The sequence below is a fragment of the Symbiobacterium thermophilum IAM 14863 genome, assembly GCF_000009905.1.
Lineage (GTDB): Bacteria > Bacillota > Sulfobacillia > Symbiobacteriales > Symbiobacteriaceae > Symbiobacterium > Symbiobacterium thermophilum.
Genome location: NC_006177.1, coordinates 3,085,115 through 3,100,551, shown reverse-complemented (window position 1 = coordinate 3,100,551; position 15,437 = coordinate 3,085,115). Strand labels below are relative to the sequence as shown.

Annotated in this window: 12 protein-coding genes and 2 riboswitches; of the genes, 10 read left to right on the top strand and 2 right to left on the bottom strand. The window is 69.8% G+C overall.

The annotated features are described in order from the left end of the window. The first annotated feature begins 140 nt into the window (after positions 1 to 140). The 10 genes from STH_RS14300 (at position 141) to STH_RS14250 (ending at position 12,699) form a co-directional block, all read left to right on the top strand. Positions 141 to 2,111: a heavy metal translocating P-type ATPase gene (locus STH_RS14300; protein WP_011196992.1), complete on the top strand. Its 1,971-nt coding sequence runs from the start codon at positions 141 to 143 to the stop codon at positions 2,109 to 2,111. A 202-nt stretch (positions 2,112 to 2,313) separates the two neighbouring features. After that, entirely contained in the window at positions 2,314 to 3,519 is a 1,206-nt protein-coding gene (locus STH_RS14295; protein ID WP_011196991.1) for an argininosuccinate synthase, read from the top strand. Positions 3,520 to 3,666: 147 nt separating this feature from the next. Continuing rightward, positions 3,667 to 4,239, top strand: coding sequence for a hypothetical protein (locus tag STH_RS14290; RefSeq protein WP_043714250.1), 573 nt, complete (start codon positions 3,667 to 3,669; stop codon positions 4,237 to 4,239). A gap of 129 nt (positions 4,240 to 4,368) precedes the next feature. After that, positions 4,369 to 4,475: riboswitch (glycine riboswitch) on the top strand. A gap of 17 nt (positions 4,476 to 4,492) precedes the next feature. Beyond that, a riboswitch (glycine riboswitch) is annotated at positions 4,493 to 4,586 on the top strand. A gap of 63 nt (positions 4,587 to 4,649) precedes the next feature. Then, positions 4,650 to 5,882, top strand: a complete 1,233-nt coding sequence (gene trxB, locus STH_RS14285) for a thioredoxin-disulfide reductase (protein WP_011196989.1) — start codon at positions 4,650 to 4,652, stop codon at positions 5,880 to 5,882. Positions 5,883 to 5,897: 15 nt separating this feature from the next. Next, entirely contained in the window at positions 5,898 to 6,218 is a 321-nt protein-coding gene (gene trxA, locus STH_RS14280; protein ID WP_011196988.1) for a thioredoxin TrxA, read from the top strand. A 14-nt stretch (positions 6,219 to 6,232) separates the two neighbouring features. Next, positions 6,233 to 7,519, top strand: a complete 1,287-nt coding sequence (locus STH_RS14275) for a glycine/sarcosine/betaine reductase component B subunit (protein ID WP_043714248.1) — start codon at positions 6,233 to 6,235, stop codon at positions 7,517 to 7,519. 32 nt (positions 7,520 to 7,551) lie between these two features. Next, on the top strand, positions 7,552 to 8,019 hold the full coding sequence (gene grdA / locus STH_RS14270) for a glycine/sarcosine/betaine reductase complex selenoprotein A (RefSeq protein WP_011196986.1): 468 nt from the start codon (positions 7,552 to 7,554) through the stop codon (positions 8,017 to 8,019). Between the two features lie 13 nt (positions 8,020 to 8,032). Then, complete coding sequence (grdB, locus tag STH_RS14265; protein WP_011196985.1) at positions 8,033 to 9,322, top strand: glycine reductase complex selenoprotein B; 1,290 nt, start codon at positions 8,033 to 8,035, stop codon at positions 9,320 to 9,322. A 162-nt stretch (positions 9,323 to 9,484) separates the two neighbouring features. Continuing rightward, positions 9,485 to 12,157 carry a glycine/sarcosine/betaine reductase complex component C subunit beta gene (gene grdC / locus STH_RS14255; RefSeq protein WP_011196984.1) on the top strand — a complete coding sequence of 891 codons (2,673 nt, stop codon included), beginning with the start codon at positions 9,485 to 9,487 and terminating at the stop codon, positions 12,155 to 12,157. An 89-nt stretch (positions 12,158 to 12,246) separates the two neighbouring features. After that, on the top strand, positions 12,247 to 12,699 hold the full coding sequence (locus STH_RS14250) for a DMT family transporter (protein ID WP_011196983.1): 453 nt from the start codon (positions 12,247 to 12,249) through the stop codon (positions 12,697 to 12,699). Positions 12,700 to 12,894: 195 nt separating this feature from the next. Here STH_RS14250 and STH_RS14245 read toward each other — a convergent pair whose 3' ends face one another. Together STH_RS14245 and pdxK are read right to left on the bottom strand one after the other, a co-directional pair. Next, positions 12,895 to 14,220, bottom strand: coding sequence for a radical SAM protein (locus STH_RS14245; RefSeq protein ID WP_043714240.1), 1,326 nt, complete (start codon positions 14,218 to 14,220; stop codon positions 12,895 to 12,897). Between the two features lie 175 nt (positions 14,221 to 14,395). Next, a complete protein-coding gene (gene pdxK / locus STH_RS14240) occupies positions 14,396 to 15,205 on the bottom strand; it encodes a pyridoxine/pyridoxal/pyridoxamine kinase (protein WP_011196981.1) in 810 nt (269 codons plus the stop codon). Positions 15,206 to 15,437: the final 232 nt, after the last annotated feature.

The following is a 15,437-nucleotide window of genomic DNA, read 5'->3' as shown; positions in this document are numbered from 1 at the left end:
TCCGTCTGCCGATCCCTTTCGCCACGGCTCGGGCCGTGGCGTATATTTTTGTGTTCGGGCCCATCATCCTCTTGCCAACCGCCCTGGAGAGAGTTAGAATGGTTATAGCTTAGAACCGTTCTAAATTAGGGGGTGGCTCGGTGTTCGCAGTGCGGGCAGATCTGATGGACGACGAGCTCCGGCCGCTGGTGCGGGCGACCGTGCTCAGCGGACTGTTCCTGGTGGTCGGCTGGATGTGGGAGCGGCTGGCACCGGGCCTGGCGGGCTGGGCCGCTGCGGCTTACGCGGCCGCGTACGTCTCCGGCGGGTATCTCCGGGTACGGGACGGCCTGGCCGCGCTGCGGCAGGGCAGCCTGAACATCGATATGCTGATGGTGCTCGGCGCGGCCGGCGCGGCGGCCCTGGGCCGCTGGAGCGAGGGCGCCGTTCTGATCTTCCTCTTTGCCCTCTCGAATACGTTGGAAGAGTTCGCTTCGGGCCGCACCCGCCGGGCGATCGAGGCCCTGGTCAGGCTGCGGCCGGAGGAGGCCCTGGTGCGGGATGAGGACGGCCGCGAGCGTCTGGTCCCCTTGGAGGAGGTCAACGTGGGCGACCTGGTGGTCGTCCGCCCGGCGGAGCGGCTGGGCGTCGACGGCGTGGTCGTGGAGGGCCGCTCCGCCGTCGACCAGGCGGCGATCACCGGCGAATCGGTGCCCGTGGCCAAGGCGCCCGGCGCGCAGGTCCTCGCCGGCAGCGTCAACACCACCGGCATGCTCCTGGTCCGGGTGACGCGGCCGGCGACCGACTCCACCCTGGCCCGGATCATCCGGCTGGTGGAGGAGGCGCAGGAGCACAAGGCCCGGGCGCAGCGGGTCGTCGACTGGGTTGACCGCTACTATACGCTGATCGTGGTGGCCGTGGCCCTCTTCACGTGGACGGTGCCGCCGCTGGCAGCCGGGTGGGCCTGGTCCGACAGCTTCTATCTGGCGATGCAGCTCCTGGTGGTCATGTCGCCCTGCGCGCTGGTGATCGCCACGCCGGCCGCGCTGCTCTCGGGCATCGCCGCCGGCGCCCGGCAGGGCATCCTCTTCAAGGGCGGAATCCACCTGGAGCAGGCGGGGATCGTCCGGGTGGTCGCCTTCGACAAGACCGGCACGCTGACCGAGGGTCGGCCCGAGCTCATCTCCGTCCTTCCGGCGGAGGGGGTGTCGGAGGCGGAGCTCCTGCGCCTGGCGGCGGCGGCCGAGCTGCGTTCGGGCCATCCCCTGGGCCAGGCGATCGTCGCCGCGGCCCGCCGGCGGCTGGGCGAACTGCCGCAGCCCGAGCAGGTGGAGGAGCAGCCGGGGCTGGGCGTCTCGGCGGTGGTGGACGGCCGGCGGGTGCTCGTGGGGAGCCGGCGGCTGCTGGAGTCCGGCGCGGACGAATGGATGAGCCGGACGGCGGGGCAGGTAGAGACCCGCGGCGAGACCGCGGTGCTGGTGATCGCCGACGGGCGGCCGTTGGGCGTGCTGGGCGTCGCGGATCGGGTCCGGCCCCAGGCGCGCGCGGTCGTTGAAGCCCTGCGAACCCAGGGGATCCAGCGGGTGGTGATGCTCACCGGCGACAACGAGCGGGTGGCGGCGGCTGTGGCGGCCGAGACGGGCGTGGACGAGTTCCAGGCGAACCTGTTGCCGGGCGACAAGCTCAGGGCCATCGAGGAGTTGGAGCGGCTGTACGGCCCGGTGGCCATGGTGGGGGACGGCATCAACGACGCGCCGGCCCTGGCCCGGGCCAGCCTGGGCGTGGCGATGGGCGGCGCCGGCAACGACGCGGCGTTGGAGAGCGCCGACGTGGTGCTCATGGCCGACGACCTCGCCCGCCTGACCGATGTCTTCCGCATGGGCCGGCTGGCCCGGAAGGTGGTCGGGCAGAACCTGGCCTTCGCCGTCGGGGTCATCGTCATGCTGGTGGTCCTGAGCCTCATGGGCCGCCTCACGCTCCCGCTGGCGGTGGTGGGCCACGAGGGGTCGACGATCCTGGTCGCGGTGAACGGCCTGCGGCTCCTCATGGCCGGTCGGCGGGCACTCCCGCGGGAGCCGGTTCCCGGGCTGGCGCAGGCCGCCCCCGGCGCCCGGACGGAGTCGGCTGCGTAGCCTGCCCGTCCCGCCGGACCTGCAGGCCGACGCCGGGGGTGTGGCCACACTCGGCATGGCAGAGGCATGAAGTGAACGGGAGGCGCCCGGTTCGGGCGCCTCTCTAAATCTATTCACCCCTATTGCATACTTATTCACCTAGGAGTATAATCATGCACCAAGAGGCCCGGGGCGCCGGGCGAGGACGAGGAGGCTCCGATCGATGGCGAAGAAGAAGTGCGTGCTGGCCTACTCAGGCGGGCTGGATACCTCGGTGGCGATCCACTGGATCAAGGAGAACTACGACGCCGATGTGGTCGCGCTGGCGGTGGACGTGGGCGCCAACGACAAGGACCTGGAGTTCATCCGGCAGAAGGCGCTTTCCATCGGCGCCGTGAAGAGCTACGTCTACGATGCCAGGAAAGAGTTCGCCTACGACTTCATCCTGCCGACGCTCCAGGCCAACGCCTGTTACGAGTCCAAGTACTACCTCTCGGCGGCGCTTTCCCGGCCGCTGATCGCGAAGCTGCTGGTCCAGATCGCCGAGGAGGAAGGGGCCGACTTCGTCGCCCACGGCTGCACGGGCAAGGGCAATGACCAGGTGCGGTTCGAGGTCTCCGTGGCCGCCCTCAACCCCAACCTGCAGGTGCTCGCCCCGGTGCGGGAGTGGGGATGGAGCCGGGAGGAGGAGATCGACTACGCCCAGAAACATGGCATCCCGGTCCCGGTGGGCAAGGAGAACCCGTTCTCCATCGACGTGAACCTGTGGGGCCGCTCCTGCGAGGCCGGCGTCCTGGAGGACCCGTGGGCGGAGGCGCCGGAGGAGGCCTTCGAGTGGACCGTGAATCCGAAGGATGCCCCCGACGAGCCCGAGTACGTGGAGATCGGCTTCGAGCAGGGCGTGCCGGTCTCGTTGAACGGCGAGGCGCTGGACCTGGTGACCCTGATCGAGCGGCTGCACGCCATCGCCGGCCGCCACGGGGTGGGCCGCATCGACCACGTGGAGAACCGACTGGTCGGCATCAAGTCCCGGGAGGTGTACGAGATGCCGGCGGCGGCGGTGCTCACCCTGGCGCACAAGGAGCTGGAGACCATCACCCTGCCCCGGGAGCTGCACCACTTCAAGCTGGGCCTGGAGCAGAAGTACGCCGAACTGGTCTACAACGGCCTCTGGTTCCACCCGCTGAAGGAGGCCCTGGACGCTTTCATCAAGAAGTCCCAGGAGACGGTGACCGGCACGGTGCGGGTGAGACTCTTCAAGGGCTCGGCCTTCTGCGTGGGCCGGACTTCGCCCTACACGCTCTACTCCTACGACCTGGCCACCTACGACAAGGCGGACAAGTTCGACCACAAGGCGGCCAAGGGGTTCATCGACATCTTCGGCCTGCCCACCAAGGTCTACGCCGCCGTGCAGAAGAGCAAGGCCTGAGACGCATACGGATGACTGGCGACCGCCCGGACATCGGACCCGGGCGGTCGGTTGTCTGCGGAGGACCCGCATGCCTGCCGGGGGCAGGAAAGCCGCTTCCAGGGGCGAACATGACAGCGTGAACTTCCGGCGGGAGGGGGTGGCGCCTTGGCCAGGGTATACTACCGGCTGGTCCTGACCGCGCTCTGCGCCCTGGCGGCCTACGTCACCCCGGTGTACACCTTGCGGTACCCCTACCATCTGCCCTACTTCGGCGGCGGGTTGGTGGCGGCGCTTCTGGCCTGGGGCTTCCTGCAGATGGCCGTCCTGCTGGAGCCTGAGGTGAAGCCGGGCGTCCAGTTCATCGTGGGCGCCGGCTTCGCGGTGGTCTCCTGGGCGCACATCTCCGTGGTGGCCTGCCTCACCATCATCCCCCAGGTGGTGCGGGCCGGCCGGCTGCTGGACACCTTCGACCCCATCTGGATCCTGGGCGGTCTGTCGCCCCTGGTCGTGCCGGCGGCGGCGGTCGCTCTTCGCATCGCCGGCCGGCCGCTGCTGCCGTCGCTGGCCGCCGCGCTCTTCCGTTTCTCCGTGCCGCTGGGCTTCCTCAGCCTGATCCCCCGCTGGCTGCATCTGCCCAAGCAGTTCCGCTGGCTCTTCCTGTTCACCGGGGTGATGTTCCTGGTGCTGGACGGGCTGGGGTTCGACTTCCGCCCAAAGGGCCGGGCACGGTCGGCCTAGCCTCTCCGGGTCAGGCCCGCCGACCATGGGAGGAGGCCCAACGGTCTACGGGAATAGGGCCTAGTGCTCAATTGACAGACAATTTTCAAACAGATAACATGAATGTAGAAAACCACATAGCGCATAGAGGGGCCGGCGGCGGGAGAGTCTTCCTTCAGGGGAAGCGCCGAAGGAGCAAGCGGGGAGGGGGTCGGACTCTCCGTGAATCTCTCAGGCACCAGGACCGTCGCCTGGGCGTGCACAGCGCGCCCCCCCCCCGCCCTCTGGAGAGCCGCCCTGCGCGGCACCGAAGGAGCAAGGCCTCCCGCACGGCCAAACTCTCAGGTGGAGGAGACAGAGGAACGACCAGCTTGCTGGCTCGTTCCTTTTTTTCACATGGGAAAGCAACACGCTTTCGGGAGGGGTTTTGCATGGCTGAGCGCTGGGATCTCGTGATCATCGGCGGCGGTCCCGCCGGTCTTTCCGCCGCCGTCTACGGGGCCCGGGCACGGATGTCGACGCTCTTGATTGAAAAGGGACGGCCGGGCGGCCAGGCGGCGACCACCGAGGAGGTGGAGAACTACCCGGGTCTCGGCCGCACCACCGGACCGGAGTTGATGAAACAGTTCCGGGAGCACGCCGAGGCCCTGGGGGCGACGATCGTCCGCGGCGAGGTCGGCGCGGTGGAGCTGCAGGGGCCGGTCAAGACGATCCGCACCAAGAAGGGCGAGGTCTACGAGGCCCGCGCGGTCATCCTCTGCCCCGGCGCCGAGCCCCGCATGCTCGGAGTCAAGGGCGAGGGCCGGCTCCGCGGCAAGGGCGTGTCGTACTGCGCCACCTGCGACGCCGACTTCTTCACCGATCTGGACGTGGTGGTGGTGGGCAACGGCGACGCCGCCGTGGAGGAAGCCATCTACCTCACCCGGTTCGCCAGCAGTGTGACCCTCATCTGCATCCACCCTGAGGGCATCATGGACGCCAACAAGGCCGCCCAGGAGCGGCTGTTCGCCACGCCCAAGATCAAGGTGATCTGGCAGACCATGGTCGAGGAGATCCTGGGCGAGGACCACGTGGAGAAGGTGGCGCTCCGTCACCTGGGCACCGGCGAGCGGACGGAGCTTCCCTGCGACGGCGTCTTCGTCTTCGTGGGCACGACCCCCCGCACCGAGTTCCTCCGGGGCACCGGGATCGAGCTGGACCGCAAGGGGTACATCATCGCCGACCCCGACACGATGGAGACGAACATCCCCGGCGTCTTCGCCGCCGGCGACGCCCGCCGCAAGTGGCTGCGGCAGATCGTGACGGCCGCCGCCGACGGCGCCATCGCCGCGTGCGCGGCTGAGAAGTTCCTGGCGGAGGAGGAGCAGGTGGACCGGGAAATCCTATCCCCCGAGGAGCCGGTCCTGGCGGTGTTCTGGAGCCCGGCCGACTCGCTGTCGGTGCACGTGCTGCAGCAGGCGGAGCGCATTGTGGCCGGGATGGGCGGCCAGATGCGCCTGGCCCGCATCGACTGCTACAAGTCCGCCCGGACGGCGGCCCGCCTCGGCGTGTTCGACGTGCCGGCGGTGCGCATTTTCCACAAGGGCATTCCCCTGGCCACCCTCACCGAGGACTTCAACCACCTGGAGGAGTGGGTGGTTGGACACTTGCCGGCCAGGATCTGAGGAGGTGACCCATGGATGCTGGAGGTCAACAAGGAGAACTTCGAACAGGAGGTGTTGCAGGCGTCCGGCCCGGTGGTGGTCGACTGGTGGAGCCCCAAGTGCGACCCGTGCATGGAGCTGCTGCCTGAGGTGGAGCGGCTGGCCGAAACGTATGGCGACCGGGTGAAGTTCTGCAAGGTCAACGTGCTGGAGAACCGGCGGCTGGCGATCAGCCAGCGGGTGCTCGGGCTGCCGACGTTCCTCTTCTTCCGGGACGGGGAGAAGGTGGCCGAGCTGGCCGGGCCCGAGGCGTGCACGGCGGAGGCCATCGAGGCCGAGCTGCAGCGGCTGGTGTGAGGAGGCGAAGGGCCATGAAGCTGGAACTGGGCCGCATCTACATCCGCGACGTGCGCTTCGGCGAGACCACCCGGGTGGAGGGCGGCGTCCTCACCGTGAACCGGGAGGAGCTCGCAAACCTGCTCCTGCAGGACGAGCGGCTGACCGCCGTGGAGCTGGACATCGCCCGCCCCGGCGAGTCGGTGCGGATCATCCCGGTCAAGGACGTCATCGAGCCCCTGGTCAAGGTCTCGGGCCCCGGTGGTGTCTTCCCCGGGTTCATCGGGAAGGTGGAGACGGTGGGCGAGGGTCGCACCCACGTGCTGAAGGGCTGCGCCGTCGTCACGACCGGCCGGATCGTCGGCTTCCAGGAGGGGCTGATCGACATGTCCGGCCCGGGCGCCGAGTACACCCCGTTCTCCAAGCTCATCAACGTGACGGTGCACTGCACCCCGCGCGAGGGGCTGACCCAGCACGAGCACGAGGCCGCCCTGCGGCTGGCGGGGCTGAAGGCCGCCGCCTATCTGGGCGAGGCGGGCCGCCACGCCGAGCCGGACGAGGTGGTCACCTACGAGCACCTGCCCCTGCCCGAGGCCATCGCCCGGTACCCGGACCTGCCGAAGGTGGTCTACGTGTACATGCTTCAGTCCCAGGGGCTGCTGCACGACACCTACGTCTACGGCGTGGACGCCAAGCGGATCCTGCCGACCCTGATCTCCCCGACCGAGGTCTTCGACGGCGCGATCGTCAGCGGCAACTGCGTCTCCGCCTGCGACAAGAACACCACCTACCACCACCAGAACTCGCCGGTGATCGAGGACCTGTACGCCCGCCACGGCAAGGACATCAACTTCCTCGGGGTGGTCATCACCAACGAGAACGTGACCCTGGCGGACAAGGAGCGCTCCTCCAGCTACGCGGCCAAGCTGGTCCGGATGCTGGGGGCCGACGGCGCCATCGTCACCGAGGAGGGGTTCGGCAACCCCGACACCGACCTGATGATGAACTGCCGGAAGCTGGAGGAGAAGGGCATCAAGACGGTGCTGATCACCGACGAGTACGCCGGGCGCGACGGCGGATCCCAGTCGCTGGCCGACGCCACGCCGCACGCCGACGCCGTGGTGACCGCCGGCAACGCCAACGCCGTGGTCGTGCTGCCGCCCATGGAGAAGGTCATCGGCTACCCCGAGCAGGTGAACGTCATCGCCGGCGGCTGGGAAGGATCCCTCAGGCCCGACGGCTCCATCGAGGCCGAGATCCAGGTGATCACCGGCGCGACCAACGAGCTGGGCTTCTCCCGCCTGTCGGCCAGGACCATTTGAGGCTTTCTACTGTCTGTAAAGGAAGTGAGAGCATGGAACTGAAGGGGAAGAAGGCGATCATCCTCGGCGACCGGGACGGCATCCCGGGTCCGGCCCTGGAGGCCTGCGTCCGCAGCGCCGGCGCCGAGGTGGTCTTCGCCTCCACGGAGTGCTTCGTCTGAACGAGCGCAGGGGCCATGGACATGGAGAACCAGCGCAGGGTCAAGGAGCTGGCTGAGAAGTATCCCAAGGAGGACCTCGTGGTCATCCTGGGCGGCGCCGAGGCCGAGGCCTCGGGGCTGGCGGCGGAGACGGTCAGCAACGGCGACCCCGCCTGGGCCGGTCCACTGGCCGGAGTCCAGTTGGGACTCAAGGCGTACCACATCTTCGAGCCCGAGATCAAGGAGCAGATCGATCCCAACGTCTACGAGGAGCAGGTCTCCCTGATGGAGATGGTGCTGGACGTGGAGGCGATCGTCCAGGAGGTCCGCTCGATCCGCGAGAAGTACGCCGCCTGGTAAAGGGGGGTCACACGTGCGGATTGTGCATTACCTGAACCAGTTCTTCGGTGGAATCGGAGGTGAGGAGCACGCCGGCGTGCGGCCCGAGGTACGCCCCGGCCCGGTGGGGCCCGGGATGGCCTTGAAGGCGGCCCTGGGCGACGCCGGGGAGATCGTGGCCACCGTGATCTGCGGCGACTCCTGGTTCAACGAGAACCTGGAGGAAGCCAAGGCCACCGTGCTCGCGCTGATCCGGCAGCAGAACCCCGACCTGGTCGTCGCCGGCCCGGCCTTCAACGCCGGCCGCTACGGCATGGCGTGCGGGGCGGTGGCCGAGGTGGTCAGCAAGGAGCTCGGGATCCCCGTCGTGACCGGCATGTTCCTGGAGAATCCCGGCGTGGAGGTCTACCGCCGGTACGCATGGGTGGTGGAGACCGGCAACTCCGCCGCCTCCATGCGGACGGCCATCCCGGCCATGGCGGCCCTGATCCGGCGGCTGGCGGCGGGGCAGGAGCCCGAACCGGGCACCTATCTGGAACGGGGCCTGCGGGTCAACACCTTCGCGGCGGAGCGGGGCTCCGCCCGGGCGGTGGAGATGCTGGTGCGCAAGCTGAAAGGCGAGCCCTACACCACCGAGTACCCCATGCCCTCCTTCGACCGGGTGCCGCCCAACCCGCCGGTGAAGGACCTGAGCAAGGCGAAGATCGCCCTGGTCACCTCCGGCGGCATCGTGCCCAAGGGCAACCCGGACCACATCGAATCCTCCTCAGCATCCAAGTACGGCAAGTACTACCTGGGTGACCTCGACGACCTGACCGCCGAGACGCACCAGACCGCCCACGGCGGCTACGACCCGACCTACGCCAACGCCGACGCCGACCGGGTGCTCCCCGTGGACGTCATGCGGGAGCTGGAGCGGGAAGGCGTCATCGGCAAGCTGCACGACTACTGGTACGCGACCGTGGGCAACGGCACCTCGGTGGCCAACGCCCGAGCCTACGCCCGGGAGATCGCCGAGGACCTGAAGAAGTACGAGGTGGATGCCGTCATCCTCACCTCCACCTGAGGGACCTGCACTCGTTGCGGAGCAACGATGGTGAAGGAGATCGAGCGGGCTGGCATCCCCGTGGTCCACGTCTGCACCGTGGTGCCGATCTCGCTGACCGTGGGCGCCAACCGGATCGTGCCGGCGGTGGCCATCCCCCATCCGCTGGGCAACCCGGCGCTGCCGCCCGACGAGGAGCGGACCCTGCGCCGCCGGCTGGTGATGAAGGCGCTGCAGGCGCTGACCACCCCGGTGGACGGGCAGACGGTGTTCGAGTAAGACCCGGAGGGGGCGCCGTGATTGCGGCGCCCCTTACGTGCCGCGGGGCGGCGTTCCGGGGTGCCCGGTTCGTAGCGGCGTGCGCGGCGATGGACCGGTCCACCGGCGGGGTACCCTGCACCCGGCGACTGCCCCGGCGCGCGACGAAGGAGAGTGATGCCCATGACCGAGCCTGTCATCCGCGGGGCGGCCTACTGCCTGATCCACGCCCCGAACCTGCTGGTACACTACGGCACCACGCCGGCGATGGAGCGTCGGCTGAACCCGGAAAGCCCGTACCTGGCCAGGCTGCCCCGGCACCTGCGCAGCTTCGAGGAGGCCCTGGCCTACCCGCCCAACCAGACCTACCTGGGCCGTCTCCGGCCCGACGAGCTGGCCCGGATCCCCCGCCCCTGGTACGAGCACCCGGTGGAGGGGGCGGAGCGGGAAGCCCGGTACGGCGAGATGATGCCGGAGGATGAGTTCCTGGCCCTCCTGAAACTGGTCGACGCGTTCGATCTGGTCCGGCTGGAGGCCGGTTTCGCCGCAGAGATGGCCGAGCGGCTGGCCGCGCACCCGCTCTGGGCGGCGGACGCCGCCCGGCTGGGGACGGGCGTCGAGCAGGCCGAACTGCAGCGGCTGCTGGAGGAGAAGGCGGCTCCCCTGTACCTGGGCGACCGGCTGGTGGGGGTCGTCCGCCGGGCCCACGAGCACGACGAGACGCTCTCCAGCCACGTGATGCTGGAGAACCTGGTGACCAAAGCCTCCGCGGTGCTGGGGCTCCGGCACCTCTTTGCCAGGACCGGCGTAAAGCCGGAGGAGGTCGAGTACATTATTGAGTGCTCGGAAGAGGCGTGCGGCGACATGAACCAGCGGGGCGGTGGCAACTTCGCCAAGGCCATCGGCGAGATGGCCGGCTGTGTGAACGCCACCGGCTCCGACACCCGCTCCTTCTGCGCAGGTCCCACCCACGCCCTCATCGAGGCGGCCGCCCTGATCAGGGCCGGCGTGTTCCGGCACGTGGTGGTGCTGGCGGGCGGCACCCCGGCCAAGCTCGGGCTGAACTCCCGCGACCACGTGGCCAAGGGGCTGCCGGTGCTGGAGGACGTCATCGGCGCCTTCGCGGTCCACCTCTCGGCCGACGACCACACGAGCCCCCGGGTGCGGCTCGACGTGGTGGGCCGGCACAAGATCGGCTCGGGCTCCTCGCCCCAGGCGGTGATGGAGGCCCTGGTGACCGAGCCGCTGGAGCGCGCGGGGCTGAAGCTCTCCGACGTGGATCGGTACGGCGTCGAGATGCAGAACCCTGAGCTCACCGAGCCCGCGGGGGCCGGCGACGTGCCCCAGGCCAACTACAAGATGATCGCCGCGCTGGCGGTGAAGCGGGGCGAGATCGGCCGGGCGGAGCTGCCTGCCTTCGTCGCCGCCCACGGCATGCCCGGCTTCGCGCCGACCCAGGGGCACATCCCCTCCGGCGTGCCGGTGATCGGCCACGTGCGGGACGCGATCATGGCCGGTGAGATCCGGCGGGCGATGGTCATCGGCAAGGGGTCGCTCTTCCTGGGCCGCATGACCAACCTGTTCGACGGCGTGTCGGTGCTGCTGGAGCGGAACCCGGGCCCCCAGCCCGGGGAAGCGGCTGACGCACCCGGCGGCGCGCCCGCAGAGGCCGGCGCGCCTGCCCCGAAGCCGGTCCGCCCGGCGGTGGGCATCACGCTGCACGGCAGCGAGCTGGGCGAGGAGGAGGTCCTGCGGGCGGCTGAGCAGGCCCGGCGGCAGTGGCCGGACATCGAGGTGGTGCTCATCGGCAGGCCGCCCCGGGAGACGCCGGTTCGCTGGGTGGAGGCCGGCGACGGGTGCCTCGCCGACGAGCACCGGACCATGGAGCGGATGCTGGCCGCGGGCGAGCTGGCGGCAGCGGTGACGCTGCACTACGCGTTCCCGATCGGCGTGGCCACGGTGGGCCGGGTCATCACCCCCGCCCGCGGCCGCGAGATGCTGATCGCGACCACCACCGGCACGGCCGCGGCTGACCGGGTCGAGGCGATGGTGCGCGCCGCGATCGGCGGCATCGCCGTCGCCCGGGCGCTGGGACTGACCGACCCGACGGTGGGCATCCTGAACGTGGACGGCGCCCGCCAGGCCGAGCGGGTCCTGGAGGCGCTGCGCACGGGCGGCTATCCCTTCCGGTGGGCGGCGTCCGGCCGGGCCGACGGCGGCGCCCTGATGCGGGGCAACGACGTGCTGACCGGCGAGCCCGACGTGCTGGTGACCGACAGCCTGACGGGCAACCTGCTGATGAAGCTGATCTCGGCCCAGTCCACCGGCGGCAGCTACGAGGCGACCGGCTACGGCTACGGCCCCGGGGTCGGCCCCGAGCAGCGGCAGATCGTCCACATCATCAGCCGGGCGTCCGGCGCGCCGGTCATCGCCGGGGCGATCCGGTACGCCGCGGACATGGCCCGGGGCAACCTGCCGCAGGTGGTGGCGCAGGAATACGCCCGTGCCCGGGAGGCCGGGCTGGACCGGCTGCTGGCGGAGCGGCGCGGGGCCGGCGGAGGCCAGATCCGTCCGCAGGCAGGCCCGGATGCCGTGGCGGGGCCGCAGGCCGGCGCAGAGGCTGGCGGCACGGTCGCCGCCCCGGACGGCCCGGCAGCGGCGCCGCCCGAGAAGGTGGCGACGGCGGAGATCCCCGGCGTTGACATCCTCGACCTGGAGGAGGCGGTGGCCTGCCTGTGGCGGCGGGGCATCTACGCCAAGTCCGGCATGGGCTGCACCGGCCCGGTGGTCCTGGTGGCCGATGAGGACCTGGAAGCCGCCCGGACCGCGCTGAAGGAGGCCGGCTTCCTCGGGTAAAGTCGCGACGGAGGAGTTTTCCCGCCGCCGCCGAACAGATGAAGGGTTGTGCGGGTTCGCGGGACCCGAAATGTGAAGGAGGCGGCGGGATGGCATCCTGGCTGTTCTGGCTGATCATCATCCTCGGTGGCGTTGCCGGCGCGGTGCAAGCGCCGGTGAACGCCACGCTGGCCCAGCACATCCGACCCATTCCGGCATCGCTGGTCTCGTTCATCGTCGGTGGGACCGCGCTGCTGGCACTCACCCTGTTCACCCTGCGGGGACAGGGGCTGTCCGGCCTGGGCCAGGGGCTTTCGACCGCACCGCCGTGGAGCTTCCTGGGCGGCCTGTGCGGCGCGATGGTGGTCAGCTCCGTGATCGTGGGAACCGGCGCCATCGGCGCAAACGCCACGCTCAGCCTGCTGACCGGCGTGCAGCTCATTGCCGCCCTGGTGATCGACGCCATCGGCTTCGGAACGGCCGGTCCGATTCCGATCCGGTGGCCCCAGGTGCTCGGTGTGCTGCTCATCATCGGCGGGATGAAGCTGGTGCTCACGCGGTGAGCGGGGGATCATGCGGGAGGCCCCGCCCTGCCTGGCCAGGCAGGGCGGGGCCTCCGGTCGAAACGGGGCGGCGGCTGACCGCCGGAAAGGCGCCTGTTCTCCGCCACCCGCGTGCAGATCGGCACCCACTAGCGGTCAGAAAGCGCGCAAGACCGGAGGGGCCGTCGGTCCCCTCCGGTCCTCTGCATGCCGGGCTCAGATGTCGGTTTCCGGATCGAAGGTCCCGGGGGTCGTGACCGAGATCTTGAGCTCCCGCAGCACCGGTCCCTCCGGCCGCTCCTCGGCCACGTAGGTGCAGAGCGCCACCTCGTCCGCGACCCCCCGCAGCTGGGGGATCCAGGCCGGGTGAAACTCGAGGAAGTCGCGGGCCGGGTCGACCGCATAGCCCCGGTAGCCCAGGGCGTCGAAACGCCGGCGGGAGCGCAGGGCGTCGCGCCCGAACACCTTGGCCGAGCGGATGAAGAAATCGCGGGCGGAGAAGCAGGCCGTGGCCGGCAGGCTGGCGGTGCTGTTCTGCCGGAAGATCTGGCCCGAGTGCTTGTTTTCCAGCGAGCAGTAGTGCACGCCCAGAGAGAGCCCCTGGTCGAGGGCGAACTTCACGAGCCGCAGCGCGTCCACTTCGCTCCCGGCCACGGGCAGCCCGCCGGCGTACCAGTAGTCGTAGGGCACCTCGTAGGGCGGGTTCTTGACCTGGTAACCCCGCTCCCGGAACGCCTCGGCGTTGTGGAAGGGGAAGCAGAACTCCAGCAGGTTCACGCCGAAGATCCCGATGCGGTCCAGCTCCAGCAGCATCTCCGTCATGGCGTCCAGCGTGCCGGGGAGCACCGGGGTCTCCACCATCACGGCGGGGATATGCTCCCGGGCCAGGGCAAGCCGGCTGTAGGTGTGGCGGCGCCCGGCGGGGCCGTCGTCCACCCGGACGCTCACGCGCACCTCGTCCAGGCCGGCCTCGGCGAGCTGACGGACCAGCGCCTCGCCCAGGTGGTCGCCGCTGGTGTAGAGCCGGGTGTGGACGCCGGGGAAAAGCTGCTTGGCGGTCCGGAAGAAGGTCACCGCCTCTTCGGGGTGCAGCAGCGGCTCCCCGCCGGTCAGCGCCACGTGGCTGACCTGAAACCCACCCTCGGCCAGCTCCGCCAGTTCGGCCCCCAGGTCCCGCCGGTGCTCCTGGAAAAAGTCGTACCCTTCCTGGTTGGGGTTGAAGCAGTAGAAACAGCGGCGGTGGCACTTCAGGGAGGCGAAGAAGGTCGCGGTGCCCACGCCCATCCGGCAGGCCTCGCAGGCGGGCGAGAGCGGTCCCAGGTGGATGCTGTGATCGGCGTTGCGGAACGAGGCCCCCCGGGCCCGCAGTTCGGCCCGCAGGTCCTGCGCCTCGCCGTTCCGGCCGGGCGGCTCCAGGGGCAGCCCGGCTTGCTGCACCGCCTCTTCGAATGCTTCGTAGATCTCCAGGTACCGTTCGGCGTACGCGCGCAGGCTCGGGTTGCGCACGCGCTCCAGGTTGCCGCGGGTGAGGTCCTGAATCACCGGCCCTACCTCCCGTGTGGCCGAATGACCGGTCGCTGCCGGTCCTGCTGTCTCTCCATCGTAGCCGCGGGACCGGACCGGATCAACCACAGCAGACGTTTTTGAGCACTTCGTGCAGGTCACCCTCCTGCGCGGGACCGAGCGGGACGGCGGCCCGATGGCGCCGATGGATCCGCTACTCGTCTCCGTGAAGCCGCAGCGCCCCGTGCATGACCGGGCCCACGTACTGGTTGAGGCGGAAGCCGTGGCGGATGGCCGCGCTGACGAAGCGCTTGGCGGTGCGGACCGCGTCGGCCACCGACGCGCCCTTGGCCAGCTCGGCGGTAATCGCCGCCGCGGTGGTGCAGCCGGCGCCGTGGGTGTACCCGTGGGTGACCTTCTCCGACTCCAGCAGCGTGAACGTCTTGCCGTCGTAGAAGAGGTCCACGGCCTTCCCGACGCCCTCCAGCTTGCTGCCGCCCTTGATCAGCACGTTCTTCGCCCCTGCCTCGGCGATGCGGGCCGCCGCCTCCTTCATGTCGTCCAGGGTGCGGATGGGCGGCCGCTGCGCCAGCTGTGCCGCCTCAAACAGGTTCGGCGTGATGACCAGGGCCCGGGGGATCAGCAGCTCCCGGATGGCGGCGGCGTGATCCGGCATGAGCACCTCGTCCGTGCCCTTGCAGACCATGACCGGATCGATGACCACCCGCTCGGCGCCGTACTGGTCCAGCTTGCGCGCCACCAGCTCGACGACGGCGGCGGAGGCCAGCATGCCGGTCTTCACGGCGTCGACGCCGACGCCTTCAAAGGCGGTGATCAGCTGCCGCTCGAGCAGCTCCAGATCCAGCGGGAAGACCTGATGGCTCCAGCCGTTGGGATCCATGGTGACGATGACGTTGAGGGCCGACATGCCGTAGACGCCCAGCTCCTGGAAGGTCTTGAGGTCGGCCTGAATGCCGGCGCCGCCGCTGGTGTCGGACCCGGCGATCGTGAGTGCCTTGCGCAATCCCGTTCCCTCCCACCGGTTCTCTTCTGGGAGCTATGGTGCCTTGAACCATCCAATGCGTCAACAGCCACTCGTGAAGTTGATTGGATGGGTCCAATCGTACAGGGGATGGTTGGCGATCGGCGGGCGGCAGGAGCTCGGTCGCGTGCACCGGACGACATGGTGTGGAAGGACAGGCGGGACTGGAGGAAGTGCGCAGGAACCGGCTCGCGGCCCTGCATCCGAACGTTTT